The organism is Roseibium sp. SCP15 (assembly GCF_040329435.1).
Taxonomy (GTDB): domain Bacteria; phylum Pseudomonadota; class Alphaproteobacteria; order Rhizobiales; family Stappiaceae; genus Roseibium.
On sequence record NZ_JBDZYI010000007.1, the window covers coordinates 1 to 16,557 of the forward strand.

The 16,557-nt window shown below is 56.6% G+C and carries 13 protein-coding genes, 1 tRNA gene and 1 pseudogene; all 15 read left to right on the top strand.

Features of this window, described 5'->3' with window-relative positions; translation table 11 throughout:
- A pseudogene (locus ABLO27_RS26970) lies at positions 1 to 111 on the top strand (elongation factor Tu); the annotation flags it as partial.
- 108 nt (positions 112 to 219) lie between these two features.
- Positions 220 to 295, top strand: a tRNA-Trp gene (locus ABLO27_RS26975).
- 104 nt (positions 296 to 399) lie between these two features.
- Entirely contained in the window at positions 400 to 597 is a 198-nt protein-coding gene (secE, locus tag ABLO27_RS26980) for a preprotein translocase subunit SecE (RefSeq protein ID WP_352942857.1), read from the top strand.
- Positions 598 to 651: 54 nt separating this feature from the next.
- Entirely contained in the window at positions 652 to 1,182 is a 531-nt protein-coding gene (nusG, locus tag ABLO27_RS26985) for a transcription termination/antitermination protein NusG (RefSeq protein WP_353037207.1), read from the top strand.
- Positions 1,183 to 1,351: 169 nt separating this feature from the next.
- Positions 1,352 to 1,780, top strand: coding sequence for a 50S ribosomal protein L11 (gene rplK / locus ABLO27_RS26990; RefSeq protein ID WP_352942863.1), 429 nt, complete (start codon positions 1,352 to 1,354; stop codon positions 1,778 to 1,780).
- Between the two features lie 4 nt (positions 1,781 to 1,784).
- Positions 1,785 to 2,483 carry a 50S ribosomal protein L1 gene (rplA, locus tag ABLO27_RS26995; protein WP_353037208.1) on the top strand — a complete coding sequence of 233 codons (699 nt, stop codon included), beginning with the start codon at positions 1,785 to 1,787 and terminating at the stop codon, positions 2,481 to 2,483.
- A 323-nt stretch (positions 2,484 to 2,806) separates the two neighbouring features.
- The gene (gene rplJ / locus ABLO27_RS27000) at positions 2,807 to 3,325 is read left to right on the top strand and encodes a 50S ribosomal protein L10 (protein WP_352942869.1); all 519 of its coding nucleotides are present in this window, start codon (positions 2,807 to 2,809) and stop codon (positions 3,323 to 3,325) included.
- 60 nt (positions 3,326 to 3,385) lie between these two features.
- Positions 3,386 to 3,763 carry a 50S ribosomal protein L7/L12 gene (rplL, locus tag ABLO27_RS27005; RefSeq protein ID WP_353037209.1) on the top strand — a complete coding sequence of 126 codons (378 nt, stop codon included), beginning with the start codon at positions 3,386 to 3,388 and terminating at the stop codon, positions 3,761 to 3,763.
- Positions 3,764 to 3,948: 185 nt separating this feature from the next.
- Positions 3,949 to 8,088 (top strand): DNA-directed RNA polymerase subunit beta, encoded by a 4,140-nt coding sequence (rpoB, locus tag ABLO27_RS27010; protein ID WP_353037210.1) that lies wholly within the window; start codon positions 3,949 to 3,951, stop codon positions 8,086 to 8,088.
- 92 nt (positions 8,089 to 8,180) lie between these two features.
- Positions 8,181 to 12,380, top strand: a complete 4,200-nt coding sequence (gene rpoC, locus ABLO27_RS27015) for a DNA-directed RNA polymerase subunit beta' (RefSeq protein ID WP_353037211.1) — start codon at positions 8,181 to 8,183, stop codon at positions 12,378 to 12,380.
- 104 nt (positions 12,381 to 12,484) lie between these two features.
- A complete protein-coding gene (locus ABLO27_RS27020; protein WP_353037212.1) occupies positions 12,485 to 12,778 on the top strand; it encodes a regulator in 294 nt (97 codons plus the stop codon).
- 669 nt (positions 12,779 to 13,447) lie between these two features.
- The gene (gene rpsL / locus ABLO27_RS27025) at positions 13,448 to 13,819 is read left to right on the top strand and encodes a 30S ribosomal protein S12 (protein ID WP_093187939.1); all 372 of its coding nucleotides are present in this window, start codon (positions 13,448 to 13,450) and stop codon (positions 13,817 to 13,819) included.
- A 12-nt stretch (positions 13,820 to 13,831) separates the two neighbouring features.
- Positions 13,832 to 14,302, top strand: a complete 471-nt coding sequence (rpsG, locus tag ABLO27_RS27030; protein WP_353037213.1) for a 30S ribosomal protein S7 — start codon at positions 13,832 to 13,834, stop codon at positions 14,300 to 14,302.
- Positions 14,303 to 14,326: 24 nt separating this feature from the next.
- Positions 14,327 to 16,402, top strand: a complete 2,076-nt coding sequence (gene fusA, locus ABLO27_RS27035; protein ID WP_353037214.1) for an elongation factor G — start codon at positions 14,327 to 14,329, stop codon at positions 16,400 to 16,402.
- A gap of 47 nt (positions 16,403 to 16,449) precedes the next feature.
- Positions 16,450 to 16,557 (top strand): GTP-binding protein (locus ABLO27_RS27040; protein ID WP_353037215.1); only part of this gene is annotated, 108 nt, incomplete at its 3' end.

A 16,557-nucleotide genomic window follows, 5' to 3' on the forward strand; every position in this document is an offset into this window, starting at 1 on the left:
GTTGACGTTGAGCTGATCGTGCCGATCGCCATGGAAGAAGGCCTGCGCTTCGCTATCCGCGAAGGTGGCCGTACCGTCGGCGCCGGCGTCGTCGCTTCCATCGTAGAATAAGACGAAATTGAGTTGCCGGGACTTGTCCCCGGCAACTCCTCCTCTTAAGTGTTGCGGTACGCGGCTTCAGAGGGTATCAGGAGCAAGATCGTTAACGCGATCCTCTGAAGGGGTATAGCTCAGCTGGTAGAGCGACGGTCTCCAAAACCGTAGGTCGCGGGTTCGAACCCTGCTGCCCCTGCCAATTTGCTCTTGATTAATTTGCCTCGAGGGCTTAAAGAGTTTCCTCGAGTGAGGCGCGCGAAGGATTTTCGCGCGCCCACTCGTATTTAACAGACCGGAATCGGAATGGCGAAGACCAATCCCTTTAAATTCATCCAGGAAGTGCGCTCCGAAACGTCCAAGGTGACGTGGCCGACGCGCCGTGAAACAGCCGTGACCACCGCCATGGTGTTCGTGATGGTGTTGATCGCTTCGATTTTCTTTCTCGTGGCGGATCAGCTGATGAGCCTCGGGATTGGGTACATTCTTGGCGTTGGCGGCTGATTTTAGCGCTACCCGTCCGGTTTGAACAAAGAACAAGAAACGGAACTGAGAACCATGGCCAAGCGCTGGTACATTGTGCACGCCTATTCCAATTTTGAGAAGAAGGTCGCCGATTCCATTCGCGAGAAGGCTGAGCAGAAAGGTCTTTCCGATCTTTTTGAAGAAATTCTCGTTCCGATGGAAAAGGTCGTTGAAGTGCGCCGTGGCCGCAAGGTTGACGCTGAGCGCAAGTTCTTCCCTGGCTACGTGCTTGTGAAGATGGACATGACCAACGAGGCGTTTCACCTGATCAAGGACACGCCGAAGGTGACCGGATTCCTAGGCGCGGACCAGAAGCCGATGCCGATCCCGGAAAAAGAAGCCCTTCGCATCATTAATCAGGTTCAGGAAGGCGTTGATCGGCCGAAGCCGTCGGTCAGCTTCGAAGTTGGAGAGCAGGTGCGCGTGTCCGACGGGCCGTTCGCGTCCTTCTCCGGTCTTGTTGAAGAAGTTGATGACGAGCGCGCGCGTCTGAAAGTGGCGGTGTCCATCTTTGGTCGTGCAACGCCGGTTGAACTGGAATTCGGTCAGGTCGACAAGCTCTGACTGTTTGCCGTCCTGCGGGACGGTGTGAGTGCCCGGCCTTCTTGTGTAAGGAAGTCGGGGTGAAATGGGTGGAAGGTTCTGATGTTCTTCGCCGGGCATCGCCAGGGACCAGACCACCAACTCCCAGGCAGCCGGATTGCCATCCGGTTGCGATCGATTGGAGAGAATAATGGCGAAAAAGATTGAAGGTTTCCTGAAGCTTCAGGTGCCGGCAGGTTCCGCTACTCCGTCGCCGCCCATTGGTCCGGCGCTCGGTCAGCGTGGTCTGAACATCATGGAATTCTGTAAGGCGTTCAACGCACAGACCCAGGATGTTGAAAAGGGTGCTCCGTGCCCGACCGTAATCACGTATTACTCCGACAAGTCCTTCACTTTCGAAGTGAAGACAGCTCCTGTCAGCTTCTTCCTGAAGAAAGCTGCCAAGCTGCAGAAGGGTTCCCAGACTCCGGGTCGTGGCACCGTCGGTTCCGTCACCAAGGATCAGGTGAAGGAAATCGCCGAAGCCAAGATGAAGGACCTGAACGCCAACGATATCGATGCAGCCATGCTGATGGTCGAAGGCTCCGCCCGTTCCATGGGCCTTGAGGTTAAGGGGTAAGATCATGGCTAAGGTTGGAAAGCGTATCAAAGCAGCTCGTGAAGGTATCGACCGCAACAAGCTGTACTCTCTGGACGAAGCCATTGGCCTCGTGAAAGAGCGTTCCAAGACCAAGTTCGACGAAACCGTTGAAGTTGCAATCAATCTCGGCGTTGACCCGCGTCACGCAGACCAGATGGTCCGCGGCGTTTGCGTCCTGCCGAACGGCACAGGCAAGAACGTCAAGGTTGCCGTGTTCGCACGTGGCGACAAGGCTGAGGAAGCAAAAGCAGCTGGCGCCGACATCGTTGGTGCCGAAGAGCTGGTCCAGGAAGTCCAAGGCGGCAAGATCGATTTCGATCGCTGCATTGCGACACCGGACATGATGCCGCTGGTTGGCCGTCTCGGTAAGGTTCTTGGCCCGCGCGGCCTGATGCCCAACCCGAAGGTTGGCACCGTGACCCCGGACGTCAAGGCTGCGGTTAACGACGCCAAGGGTGGCGCCGTTCAGTTCCGCGTCGAAAAGGCCGGTATCGTTCACGCCGGTGTTGGCAAGGTGTCCTTCTCTGAAGAGGCAATCTCCCAGAACGTCAAAGCTCTGGTCGATGCCGTTCAGAAGGCCAAGCCGTCCGGCGCAAAAGGTTCCTACCTGAAGCGCATTGCCGTGTCCTCCACTATGGGGCCGGGCCTGAAGGTTGAGCTGTCCAGCGTAGCTGGCGAATAATCCGGACTTTCCGGATTGAAACGAGATTTCAGCCGAACGGCTGAATAGACCCGGCGGTTCTCCGCCGGGTTGCCCTGTCCGAGACTGCAGGTGCCGGGAGACCGGCTTAAGCCGTAAAGGCCTGCATAGATGGGTGAGAACCGAATTCTCCGCCGGTCAGGCGGAAGACCAGGTTCGAACCAGACCTTGCCGCGCGTTTTCGAGCGCGAAGGTGGGGGGACAGGACCCTGAGCGTCGCCTTGAGGGCGGTTCCGGGTTCGGGACCATCTGCCAGGCGGCAAAGGTAAACCGGTGGCGGCAACGCCATCAAATGGAGAAGGCAAGTGGAAAGAGCGGAAAAGCACGAGTTCGTGACGGCTCTCAACGCCGAGCTGGCTGACACCGGCGTCGTTGTTGTCGCGCACTACGCAGGTCTTTCGGTTGCTCAGATGACTGCATTGCGGGCATCTGTGCGTGAAGCCGGCGGTTCTGTAAAAGTCGCAAAAAACCGCCTTGTGAAGCTCGCCCTTAAAGGCACCGACCTTGAGCACATCTCCGACCTGTTTCAGGGCCCTACCGTACTCGTCTACTCAGACGATCCGGTAGCAGCACCGAAAGCAGCTGTCGATTTCGCCAAAGCCAACGACAAGTTGGAAATTCTTGGCGGTGCTCTTGGAACGACCAATCTGAACCCGGAAGGCGTCAAGTCTCTGGCAACCATGCCGTCGCTCGATGAGCTGCGTGCGAAACTGGTTGGCATGATCCAGACCCCGGCTTCCCGGATTGCTCAGGTTGTCAACGCACCGGCCGGGCAGCTCGCCCGCGTCTTCGGCGCGTATGCCGACAAGGACGAGGCCGCATAAGGCGTCCAAACACACTGTCTAAAGAAACCAATATCTGGTTCGAACTTAAGGTACTAAAAAATGGCTGATCTTGAAAAGCTCGTAGAAGAACTGTCCGCACTGACTGTCATGGAAGCTGCTGAACTCAGCAAGCTTCTGGAAGAAAAGTGGGGCGTTTCTGCTGCTGCTCCGGTTGCAGTTGCTGCTGTTGCAGGTGCTGGCGGCGAAGCTGCTGCTGCTGAAGAGAAAACCGAATTTGACGTTGTTCTGGCTTCTGCCGGCGACAAGAAAATCAACGTCATCAAGGAAGTCCGCGCAATCACCGGTCTTGGCCTGAAAGAAGCTAAAGAGCTCGTAGAAAGTGCTCCGAAGGCGGTCAAGGAAGCTGTCAGCAAGGACGAAGCTGAAGAGCTGAAGAAGAAGCTTGAAGAAGCTGGTGCTTCCGTAGAGCTGAAGTAATAAAGGCTTTTGCCTTTCGAACGGTCCCGGAACGCCGGGGCCGTTTCTTGCCCCGGCGGGTCTGACCCGGTTCCGGGGCGTACGTCCCACTAGGGGGACGGTTTTCCGAAGCGCCTGGGCAGGACGGCCCGATTGGACAAGGGGCGTTTCGGGAAGCCGTTACCCGGCCGATACTAGGAGCGACAATGACCCAAACGTTCAACGGTCGCAAAAAGGTCCGTAAATACTTCGGATCGATCCGCGATGTCGCGGCTATGCCAAATCTCATCGAGGTTCAAAAAGCATCTTACGACCAATTCCTGCAGGTCGACGAGATGCCGGGCGGTGGCCGCAAAAATGAAGGCCTCGAAGCGGTCTTCCAGTCCGTATTTCCAATTTCCGATTTTGCGGGCACTTCCCTTCTGGAATTTGTTTCCTTTGAATTTGAAGCTCCCAAATACGACGTCGACGAGTGCCGCCAACGCGACATGACCTTCGCGGCTCCGCTGAAGGTTACTCTGCGCCTTATCGTTTTTGACGTTGATGAAGACACCGGTGCGAAATCCGTCAAGGACATCAAGGAACAGGATGTCTACATGGGCGATATGCCGTTCATGACTGACAACGGCACGTTCATCGTCAACGGCACCGAGCGTGTGATCGTTTCCCAGATGCACCGTTCCCCTGGTGTGTTCTTCGATCACGACAAGGGCAAGACCCATTCTTCCGGCAAGCTTTTGTTTGCCGCCCGCGTTATCCCTTATCGCGGTTCCTGGCTGGATATCGAATTCGACGCCAAGGATATCGTGCATGCGCGTATCGACCGTCGCCGCAAGATCCCGGTGACTTCCCTGTTGATGGCTCTTGGCCTGGACGGCGAAGAGATTCTCAACACCTTCTACAAGCGCATCGACTATACCCGTCAAAAGGACGGTTCCTGGCGCATGCCGTTTGACGGTGCCCGCCTGAAGGGAACCAAGGCATCCTATGACCTGATCGATGCCGACAGCGGCGAAGTTGTGGTCGAAGGCGGCCGCAAGATCACCGCGCGTACCATCAAACAGCTCGGCGAAAAGGGCGTTACAGCTCTGAAGGTCACCGACGAAGATCTGCACGGTCAGTATCTGGCTGAAGACATCGTCGACATGAAGACCGGCGAAATCTACGCAGAAGCTGGTGATGAGATCACCGGCAAGTTGCTGGAAGAGCTGATTGAGCGCGGCTACTACGACTTGCCGATGCTGGACATCGACCACGTCAACACTGGTCCATACATCCGCAATACGCTTGCTGTCGACAAGAACGAGTCCCGTGAAGATGCTTTGTTCGACATCTACCGCGTGATGCGCCCGGGCGAACCGCCCACCATCGACACTGCCGAAGCCATGTTCCAGTCGCTGTTCTTCGACGAAGAGCGCTACGATCTTTCCGCGGTTGGCCGCGTGAAAATGAACATGCGTCTCGATGTTGAGTGTGAGGACACCGTCCGCACGCTTCGCAAGGAAGACATTCTGGAAGTTATCCGGGTTCTTCTGGAACTGCGTGATGGCAAGGGCGAAATCGACGACATCGACAACCTCGGCAACCGCCGTGTGCGTTCCGTTGGCGAGCTGATGGAAAACCAATATCGCGTCGGATTGCTGCGTATGGAGCGTGCGATCAAGGAGCGTATGAGTTCCGTCGAGATCGACACCGTCATGCCGCAGGACCTGATCAACGCGAAACCGGCTGCAGCTGCCGTTCGTGAATTCTTCGGCTCTTCGCAGCTGTCGCAGTTCATGGACCAGACCAACCCGCTGTCTGAAGTCACGCACAAGCGCCGCCTTTCGGCCCTTGGCCCGGGTGGTCTGACCCGCGAGCGTGCGGGCTTTGAAGTCCGCGACGTTCACCCGACGCACTACGGTCGTATCTGCCCGATTGAGACGCCGGAAGGCCCGAACATCGGTCTGATCAACTCGCTGGCTACCTTTGCCCGCGTGAACAAGTACGGCTTCATCGAGAGCCCGTACCGGAAGGTCAAGGACGGTGTCGTCACCAACGACGTTGTCTATCTGTCGGCAATGGAAGAAGCCAAGCACTATGTGGCTCAGTCCAATGCTGAATACGACGATGACGGCCGGTTCACGACTGAACTGATTACCTGCCGCCACGCCGGTGAAAACATGATGGTTCCGTCCGACAAGGTCGACCTCATGGACGTTTCGCCAAAGCAGCTTGTGTCCGTCGCGGCCGCGCTCATTCCGTTCCTTGAGAACGATGACGCGAACCGCGCGCTCATGGGCTCGAACATGCAGCGTCAGGCAGTGCCGCTTGTCCGTGCTGAAGCACCGTTTGTCGGCACCGGCATGGAGCCGATCGTTGCTCGCGACTCCGGTGCGGCCATCGGTGCACGCCGTGCAGGCGTTGTCGACCAGGTGGACGCAACCCGTATCGTTATCCGCGCAACGGAAGAACTCGATCCCGGCAAGTCCGGCGTCGACATCTACCGTCTGCAGAAGTTCCAGCGTTCCAACCAGAACACCTGTATCAACCAGCGTCCACTGGTTCGCGTAGGTGACCGGGTCCACAAGGGCGATATCATCGCCGATGGTCCGTCCACCGATCTTGGTGATCTGGCTCTTGGCCGGAACGTGCTCGTCGCGTTCATGCCGTGGAACGGTTACAACTTCGAGGATTCCATCCTTCTGTCCGAGCGCATCGTTTCCGACGATGTCTTCACATCCATCCACCTGGAAGAGTTCGAGGTGATGGCCCGTGATACGAAGCTTGGCCCGGAAGAAATCACTCGCGACATTCCGAACGTTTCCGAAGAAGCGCTGAAGAATCTCGATGAAGCAGGCATCGTTTACATCGGTGCAGAGCTGAACCCGGGTGACATCCTCGTCGGCAAGATCACGCCTAAGGGCGAGAGCCCGATGACGCCGGAAGAAAAGCTTTTGCGCGCCATCTTCGGTGAAAAGGCTTCTGACGTTCGCGATACTTCCCTGCGTCTGCCGCCGGGTGTCTCGGGCACCGTTGTCGAAGTTCGTGTGTTCAACCGCCACGGCGTTGAAAAAGACGAGCGTGCGATGGCAATCGAGCGCGAGGAAATCGAACGCCTGGCAAAAGACCGTGACGATGAGCAGGCAATCCTTGACCGCAACGTCTATGGCCGCCTGGCCGAGATGCTGATGGACAAAGTTGCCGTGACCGGTCCGAAGGGTTTCCGCAAGGACACGCAACTGACCGGGGACGTTCTCAATGACTTCCCGCGTTCTCAGTGGTGGCAGTTTGTCACCGAGGACGAGAAGTTCATGTCCGAGATCGAAGCCCTGCGCGGTCAGTATGATGACAGCCGCAAGCGTCTCGAGCAGCGTTTCATCGACAAGGTCGAGAAACTGCAGCGCGGTGACGAAATGCCCCCTGGCGTCATGAAGATGGTCAAGGTGTTCGTTGCGGTGAAGCGCAAGCTGCAGCCGGGCGATAAAATGGCCGGTCGCCACGGGAACAAGGGTGTGGTCTCCAAGATCAACCCGTGCGAAGACATGCCGTTCCTCGAAGACGGTACGCATGTCGATATCGTGCTGAACCCGCTCGGTGTGCCTTCACGCATGAACGTTGGCCAGATCCTCGAAACCCACCTTGGCTGGGCATGTCGCGGCATGGGCAACCGAATCGGTGAAATGTACGAAGAGTACAAGAAATCCGGTCAGATCGAAGAGCTGCGCGGCAAGATCGTCGAGATCTACGGCGACAACATGAAGGGCGATAACGTCAAGGAATACGATGACGAAGGTATTGTACGCCTGGCGGACCAGCTGAAGAAGGGCGTTTCCATTGCAACGCCGGTCTTCGACGGTGCCCGTGAACCTGATGTCGTTGATGCTCTCAACATCGCCGGATATGACCCAAGTGGTCAGTCGGTGCTGTTCGACGGTCGTACCGGTGAAGAGTTCGATCGTAAGGTGACCGTCGGCTACATCTACATGTTGAAGCTGCACCACCTGGTCGACGACAAGATCCATGCCCGTTCGATCGGCCCGTACTCGCTTGTTACCCAGCAGCCGCTGGGTGGTAAGGCGCAGTTCGGTGGCCAGCGCTTCGGGGAAATGGAGGTCTGGGCGCTTGAAGCTTACGGTGCGGCTTACACGCTGCAGGAAATGCTTACCGTCAAGTCGGATGACGTTGCCGGACGTACGAAGGTCTATGAGGCCATCGTTCGCGGCGACGACACGTTCGAGGCGGGCATTCCGGAAAGCTTCAACGTGCTTGTGAAGGAAATGCGGTCCCTGGGTCTCAACGTTGAACTTCAACGCACTGATGCCCCAGCGATTGCCGAGGAAGAAACAGCGGACGCCGCTGAGTAACCCCGGCAACGGACCCCAAATGACTTGGGATGCCGGACACGGGGAGGGGCACTGGTGCTCACTCCCCGGCCGCGCATCGAAGGAGACGGACCATGAATCATGAGGTCATGAACCTGTTTAACCAGCAGGCTCCCACGCAGACCTTCGACAATATCCGGATTTCGCTCGCAAGCCCGGAAAAGATCTTGTCTTGGTCGTTCGGTGAAATCAAAAAGCCGGAGACCATCAACTACCGTACGTTCAAACCTGAACGCGACGGCCTGTTCTGTGCGCGCATCTTTGGCCCGATTAAGGACTACGAATGTCTTTGCGGCAAATACAAGCGCATGAAATACAAGGGCGTTATCTGTGAGAAATGTGGTGTCGAAGTCACCCTTTCCCGCGTGCGCCGCGAACGTATGGGGCACATCGAGCTTGCAGCTCCTGTTGCCCACATCTGGTTCCTGAAGTCCCTGCCGAGCCGCATCGGTTTGCTGCTCGACATGACTTTGAAGGATCTGGAACGCGTTCTTTATTTCGAGAACTATGTGGTTCTGGAGCCGGGCCTGACCCCGCTCAAGCAGCACCAGTTGCTCTCGGAAGAAGACTACATTGCCGCTCAAGACGAGTATGGCGAAGACGCATTCACCGCAATGATTGGTGCTGAAGCGATCCGCGAGATCCTGATGAGCATGGATCTTGAGCGTGAAAGCGAGCGTCTTCGTCAGGAAATCGCCGAAGCAACGACGGAGCTGAAGCCGAAGAAGCTGGCCAAGCGTCTGAAGGTCATTGAAGCATTCATGGAGTCGGGCAACCGCCCGGAATGGATGATCATGACCGTCGTTCCGGTTATCCCGCCGGATCTTCGCCCGCTGGTTCCGCTTGATGGCGGCCGCTTTGCGACGTCGGATCTGAACGATCTCTACCGCCGTGTGATCAACCGTAACAACCGTCTGCGTCGCCTGATGGAACTGCGTGCTCCGGACATCATCATCCGGAACGAAAAGCGTATGTTGCAGGAGTCCGTTGACGCGTTGTTCGACAACGGTCGCCGTGGCCGCGTCATCACCGGTGCCAACAAGCGTCCGCTGAAGTCGCTGTCCGACATGCTGAAGGGCAAGCAAGGCCGCTTCCGTCAGAACCTGCTCGGTAAGCGCGTTGACTATTCCGGCCGGTCGGTGATTACCGTGGGTCCGGAACTGAAGCTGCACCAGTGCGGACTGCCGAAGAAGATGGCGCTTGAACTGTTCAAGCCGTTCATCTATTCGCGTCTCGACGCAAAGGGCTTCTCGTCCACGGTCAAACAAGCGAAGAAGCTGGTTGAAAAAGAGCGTCCGGAAGTCTGGGATATCCTCGATGAGGTTATCCGCGAGCACCCGGTTCTGCTCAACCGTGCACCTACGCTGCACCGTCTTGGCATTCAGGCGTTCGAACCAACGCTGATCGAAGGCAAGGCCATTCAGTTGCACCCGCTCGTCTGTTCGGCGTTCAACGCTGACTTCGACGGCGACCAGATGGCTGTTCACGTACCTCTTTCGCTGGAAGCCCAGCTGGAAGCACGTACGCTGATGATGTCCACCAACAACATCCTGCACCCGGCAAACGGTGGCCCGATCATCGTGCCGTCGCAGGATATTGTTCTCGGTCTTTACTATCTGTCGATCATGGCGGAAGGTGAGCCGGGCGAGGGCATGGCTTTCGGTGACATCGGTGAAATTCACCATGCGCTCGCCAACAAGGTCATCACACTGCACACCAAGATCAAGGGCCGTTTCAAGTCCGTTGATGCGGAAGGCAATCCGACTTCCGAAATCATCGAGACCACTCCGGGCCGAATGCTGATCGCGGAGCTTCTGCCGAAGAACCACGAAGTGCCGTTCGAGGTCTGCAACAAGCTGATGACCAAGAAGGAAATCTCCAAGATGATCGACACGGTTTACCGTGCCTGCGGTCAGAAGGAGACGGTCATCTTCTGTGACCGGATCATGCAGCTTGGTTTCAAGAATGCATGTAACGCCGGCATCTCTTTCGGTATGGACGACATGGTTATCCCGGACACCAAGCAGAAGCTGGTGGCCGAAACCGCATCGCTCGCGACCGAATATGAGCAGCAGTACAATGACGGTCTGATTACCCAGGGCGAGAAGTACAACAAGGTTGTCGACGCCTGGGCGAAATGTACCGACAAGATTGCTGATGAGATGATGGCCCGCATTAAGGCGGTTCAGGTTGATGAGGAATCAGGACGTCAGAAGCCGATGAACTCGGTCTACATGATGTCCCACTCCGGTGCCCGTGGTTCACCTCAGCAGATGAAACAGCTTGCCGGTATGCGTGGTCTGATGGCCAAGCCGGATGGCTCCATCATCGAGAACCCGATCATCTCGAACTTCAAGGAAGGCCTGTCGGTTCTGGAGTACTTCAACTCCACCCACGGTGCCCGTAAGGGTCTGGCCGACACCGCCTTGAAGACGGCAAACTCCGGTTACCTGACGCGTCGTCTCGTCGACGTTGCGCAGGATTCCATCATCCTCGAGCCGGATTGTGGTTCCGAACGCGGTATCACGGTTGCGCCGATCGTTGACGCCGGTAACGTCATTGCCTCGCTTGGCATGCGCGTTCTGGGTCGTACGACCGCGGAAGATGTCATCAACAACCAGACCGGCGAAGTGCTTGTCCCGAAAGGCAAGTTGATCGACGAGAAGGACGTTGATGCTATCGAGGCCGCCAAGGTTCAGCAGATCAAGATCCGTTCGGTTCTGACCTGTGAAACCGAAACGGGCGTTTGTGCGACCTGTTACGGTCGTGACCTTGCCCGCGGTACTCCGGTGAACATGGGTGAAGCTGTCGGCGTTATCGCTGCGCAGTCCATCGGTGAGCCTGGAACGCAGCTGACGATGCGTACCTTCCACATTGGTGGTACAGCGCAGGTTGTTGACAGCTCGTTCATCGAATCCAACGTCGACGGTACGATCAAGATCCGCAACCGGTCGGTTCAGCGGGATTCCGACGGCAACTTGATTGCCATGGTCCGCAACATGTCTATCGTTGTCATTGACAGCGACGACAACGAGCGCGCCGTGCACCGGATTGCCTACGGTTCCAAGCTGCATGTCGATGATGGTGACAAGGTCAAGCGTGGTCAGCGGATTGCCGAGTGGGATCCGTATACCCGTCCGATGCTGGCGGAAGTTGACGGTGTTGTTGACTTCGAAGACCTGGTTGATGGTGTGTCCGTTCAGGAAACCGCCGACGAGGCGACCGGTATTACCAAGCGTGTCGTCATCGACTGGCGGTCATCCCAGCGTGGTGCGGACCTCAAGCCTGCCATCGTCATCAAGGACGACAAGGGTGCTGTTGCGAAGAATGCCCGCGGATCAGACGCTCGTTTGATACTTTCCGTGGACGCGGTTCTCTCAGTTCAACCAGGCTCGACGGTAAAGGCTGGTGACGTTCTGTCCCGTATTCCTCTGGAAAGTGCAAAGACCAAGGACATCACCGGTGGTCTTCCGCGTGTTGCGGAACTGTTCGAAGCTCGCCGTCCGAAGGATCACGCGATCATCGCCGAAATCGATGGTACTATCCGCTTCGGTCGCGACTACAAGAACAAGCGCCGTATCATCATTGATCCTGCAGAGGATGGTGCTGAACCCGTCGAATACCTCATCCCTAAGGGCAAGCACTTCCATCTTCAGGAAGGCGACGCCATCGAAAAGGGTGAGTACATCCTCGACGGTAATCCGGCACCGCATGACATTCTGGCCGTTAAAGGCGTTGAGGCACTGGCTGCCTACCTCGTCAACGAGATCCAGGAGGTTTATCGCCTGCAGGGCGTGACCATCAACGACAAGCACATCGAGGTGATCGTTCGCCAGATGCTGCAGAAGGTTGAAATCACGGATCCGGGTGACACCGAGTTCTTCTCGGGTGAGCAGATCGACAAGATTGACTTCGAAGAAGCCAATCAGAAAGCGATCGACGCTGCTCGTGACCCGGCCAAAGGTGTTCCGGTTCTGCTTGGTATCACCAAGGCGTCGTTGCAGACACGTTCCTTCTTCTCCGCCGCCTCCTTCCAGGAGACGACTCGCGTTCTTACCGACGCTGCTGTCAACGGCAAGACCGACCCACTTGTCGGCCTGAAAGAAAACGTGATTGTCGGACGTCTGATCCCGGCCGGTACCGGTGGAGTGATGAAGCGCATTCGCAAGATTGCAACGCATCGCGACGACCTGATCCAGGAGGCTCAGCGCCAGCAGTCTTCGGACAGCGCGGCGGAAGGGCTCTTGGAAGACATGACCGGGGCAGCCGAATAACCGGTTTGAAGAGTAACGATCGAAAGGCCGCCCTCGGGCGGCCTTTCTTGTATAGAGACAGACAGATATCGAACCTTCGACTATTGAAACAGGCGAAATGAACGATGAACGACAATGACATGGAAATGGAACCGGTGGTCTATATCGTGATCGGCCGGGTCTGGGAAAATGAAGAGGCGTCACCGGAAGATGCCATTACGATCCACGCTCTGCTGACGGCACCTGATGATGACGACGCGGTGCGTAAAACCTTGGAGTCCCTATCGGCGCAGGGGTTCGCGGAAGCAGAACTCGATCAGATTGGAGTGATGGACGGCGAACCAGATGACCCGGTTTATGAGGGGGCCTATCAGGATGCTCTGGCTGGAAATGTTGCGATTGTAACCTTTTCCGCCTGAGGTCCTGCACCTGAAACGTAGATCCGCAAGACCGCTTGACCGGTCTTGCGGATCTTCGCGTTTCTAGTAGCGCGCCTGATCCAGGCCCCAGAAGCATTCTTCGTATCAGTCAGGATTTCAAAACAGAATCGAGAATATGGAATCGGTTGATCAGAGCACCCCTCGGGAGGGGGTGATTTGAACCAATTTGAATCACCGGCTTCAGAACTGATTCATAGGTTTGAGGTGCGGTCGAATCCGGTCACGCAAGAAAATTACAAAAGCAGCATCGTTGATGGCTGTAAATGACGATAGAAGACTGTTTTCATGTCGAAAATTCAGATTGCATGGATGTAATCGGCCAAAACGCGGTTTTTTCGACAAAGCACTTGACGCAAAGGGTGCATATGAGTAGTTTCCGCGCATCCCAAGGGCAGGCGGTAAGAGTGAACCCGTCCAGCGCTGCTTCAAGGCGCAGGACCCAATCCTTTTAAACGCTGCCGGGTTACATAGGCGAATACGCGTCGATTGCATGACCGCGGGGCAACTCGTGGTCCTCTGGTTTTTCGCAGCGCCTGCCGCTCCATCGAGAGCGCGCGGGCGCGATTTTGCATGCTTAAGGGCTTGTTTGATCAGCGGGGGACTGCAGTTGCATACGAATTTTTGGATGGACAAGGTAAAGGGCACAATATGCCGACCATCAACCAGTTGATCCGCAAGCCGCGGAAAGATCCGGCGAAGCGGAACAAAGTGCCGGCCATGGAGGCCTGCCCGCAGAAGCGTGGTGTTTGCACCCGCGTTTACACGACGACGCCGAAGAAGCCGAACTCGGCTCTGCGTAAGGTGGCCAAGATCCGCCTGACCAACGGCTTCGAAGTCATTGGCTACATTCCGGGTGAAGGTCACAACCTTCAGGAACACTCGGTGGTGATGATCCGCGGCGGCCGCGTCAAGGATTTGCCGGGTGTTCGCTATCACATCATCCGTGGTGTGCTGGATACCCAGGGCGTTAAGGATCGTAAGCAGCGTCGTTCGAAATACGGCGCCAAGCGGCCGAAGTAAGGAGCACACTAGATGTCCCGTCGTCACCGCGCTGAAAAACGCGAAATCAACCCGGATCCGAAATTCGGGGATATGGTCGTCACCAAATTCATGAACTCCATCATGTATGACGGCAAGAAATCCACCGCCGAGCGCATCGTTTACGGTGCTTTCGACGTTGTAGAGAACAAGACCCGCGAGAACCCGATCGAAGTGTTCCACGCTGCTCTTGAAAACGTTATGCCGCAAGTGGAAGTTCGTTCCCGCCGTGTCGGTGGTGCGACCTACCAGGTTCCAGTCGAAGTTCGTGCCGATCGCCGCCAGGCGCTGGCCATTCGCTGGCTGATCTCCGCTGCGCGCAACCGCAACGAAACCACAATGGTTGATCGTCTCTCCGGCGAACTGCTCGATGCAGCCAACAACCGTGGTACCGCAGTTAAGAAGCGTGAAGATACGCACCGGATGGCAGACGCCAACCGCGCGTTCTCGCACTATCGCTGGTAAAAGTTACTTCGAAGGGCTGACGCTATGTCGCGCACGCATAAAATCGAGGACTACCGCAACTTCGGCATCATGGCTCACATCGATGCTGGCAAGACGACTACGACCGAGCGGATCCTCTACTACACCGGTAAGAGCCACAAGATCGGTGAAGTCCATGATGGTGCAGCCACCATGGACTGGATGGAGCAGGAGCAGGAGCGTGGTATCACGATCACCTCTGCTGCAACCACCGCATTCTGGAACGATAAGCGCCTGAACATCATTGACACTCCGGGTCACGTTGACTTCACCATTGAAGTTGAGCGCTCCCTCCGTGTTCTCGATGGTGCTGTTGCACTTCTGGACGCCAATGCCGGCGTCGAGCCGCAGACCGAGACTGTCTGGCGTCAGGCCGACAAGTACAACGTTCCGCGGATGATCTTCGTCAACAAGATGGACAAGCTGGGCGCCGACTACGATCGCTGCGTCACCATGATCAAGGAGCGCCTCGGCGCAACCCCGCTGGTCATGCAGCTGAACATCGGTGCTGAAAACGAATTCGCCGGTGTTGTCGATCTTCTTAAGATGAAGGCTCTTATCTGGCAGTCCGAAAACCTCGGCGCTGCTTGGGATGAAGTCGATATTCCGGCAGAGCTCGCTGATCGTGCGCAGGAAATGCGCGACGCTCTGATCGAGACTGCTGTCGAGGTCGACGAAGAAGCCATGGAAGCCTACCTGGAAGGCGAAGAGCCCTCCATGGACAAGATCAAGGAACTGATCCGCAAGGGCACCATCAACGGTGACTTCGTTCCGGTCTTCTGTGGTTCTGCATTCAAGAACAAGGGTGTGCAGCCGCTTCTCGACGCTGTTGTAGACTTCCTGCCGAGCCCGGTCGAAGTTCCTGCGATCAAGGGCATCGATCCGAAGAACGAAGAAGAAGTTGAGCGCAAGTCTTCCGACGAAGAGCCGCTTGGCCTGCTGGCGTTCAAGATCGCAAACGACCCGTTCGTTGGCTCTCTGACGTTCTGCCGCATCTATTCCGGTGTACTGAACAAGGGCGTGTCCTTGCTCAACACCGTGAAAGACAAGCGCGAGCGCGTCGGCCGCATGATGCAGATGCACTCCAACTCTCGTGATGACATCGACGTCGCTTACGCTGGTGACATCGTTGCTATCGCGGGCCTCAAGGACACCACGACTGGCGACACTCTTTGTGATCCGCTGAAGCCGGTGATTCTGGAGCGCATGGAATTCCCTGAGCCGGTCATCGAAATCGCTGTTGAGCCGAAGACCAAGGGCGACCAGGAAAAGATGGGCCTTGCCCTGAACCGCCTGGCTGCCGAGGATCCGTCTTTCCGCGTGAAGACTGATGAAGAATCCGGTCAGACCATCATCGCCGGCATGGGCGAGCTGCACCTGGACATCATCGTCGACCGCATGAAGCGCGAGTTCAAGGTTGAGGCGAATATCGGTGCACCTCAGGTTGCTTACCGTGAGACCATCACCAAGGTTGCTGACGTGGACTACACCCACAAGAAGCAGTCCGGTGGTTCCGGTCAGTTTGCCCGCATCAAGCTCACCATCGAACCGGCAGAAGCAAACGAAGGCTTTGTCTTCGAGAGCAAGATCGTTGGCGGTAACGTTCCGAAGGAATACATCCCAGGTGTTTCCAAAGGTATCGAAAGCGTCATGTCTTCCGGCCCGCTGGCAGGCTTCCCGATGCTCGACATCAAGGCAACCCTGACCGACGGTGCATACCACGACGTTGACTCTTCTGTTCTGGCCTTCGAAATCGCTGGTCGTGCCGGTTTCCGCGAAGCGATCCAGAAAGCTGGCCCGAAACTGCTCGAGCCGGTCATGAAGGTCGAGGTTGTTACCCCTGAAGACTACATGGGTGATGTGATTGGTGACCTGAACTCCCGCCGCGGCCAGATCGCGGGTACGGAGAACCGGGGCATCGTCACCGTCATCACAGCAATGGTGCCGCTGGCCAACATGTTTGGTTACGTGAACAACCTGCGTTCCATGTCTCAAGGCCGCGCCCAGTACTCGATGGTGTTCGATCACTACGAGCAGGTGCCGCAGGCTGTCGCCGAAGAGGTTCAGGCGAAATACGCCTGATCCCAACCTCTTAACGTCAAAAAGAAATAGAGAAACGGAGTAATCCGATGGCGAAGGAAAAATTTGAGCGCAACAAGCCGCACGTTAACATTGGCACGATTGGCCACGTTGACCACGGCAAGACGACGCTGACCGCTGCAATCACCATGACGCTG

Excerpts from the sequence above, each read along its gene's own strand:
- fusA (WP_353037214.1), top strand. The coding sequence starts at position 14,327 with ATGTCGCGCACGCATAAAATCGAGGACTACCGCAACTTCGGCATCATG.
- rpsG (WP_353037213.1), top strand. The coding sequence starts at position 13,832 with ATGTCCCGTCGTCACCGCGCTGAAAAACGCGAAATCAACCCGGATCCG.
- secE (WP_352942857.1), top strand. The coding sequence starts at position 400 with ATGGCGAAGACCAATCCCTTTAAATTCATCCAGGAAGTGCGCTCCGAA.
- rplK (WP_352942863.1), top strand. The coding sequence starts at position 1,352 with ATGGCGAAAAAGATTGAAGGTTTCCTGAAGCTTCAGGTGCCGGCAGGT.
- rpsL (WP_093187939.1), top strand. The coding sequence starts at position 13,448 with ATGCCGACCATCAACCAGTTGATCCGCAAGCCGCGGAAAGATCCGGCG.
- ABLO27_RS27020 (WP_353037212.1), top strand. The coding sequence starts at position 12,485 with ATGAACGACAATGACATGGAAATGGAACCGGTGGTCTATATCGTGATC.
- rplA (WP_353037208.1), top strand. The coding sequence starts at position 1,785 with ATGGCTAAGGTTGGAAAGCGTATCAAAGCAGCTCGTGAAGGTATCGAC.
- rplL (WP_353037209.1), top strand. The coding sequence starts at position 3,386 with ATGGCTGATCTTGAAAAGCTCGTAGAAGAACTGTCCGCACTGACTGTC.
- rpoC (WP_353037211.1), top strand. The coding sequence starts at position 8,181 with ATGAATCATGAGGTCATGAACCTGTTTAACCAGCAGGCTCCCACGCAG.
- rpoB (WP_353037210.1), top strand. The coding sequence starts at position 3,949 with ATGACCCAAACGTTCAACGGTCGCAAAAAGGTCCGTAAATACTTCGGA.
- nusG (WP_353037207.1), top strand. The coding sequence starts at position 652 with ATGGCCAAGCGCTGGTACATTGTGCACGCCTATTCCAATTTTGAGAAG.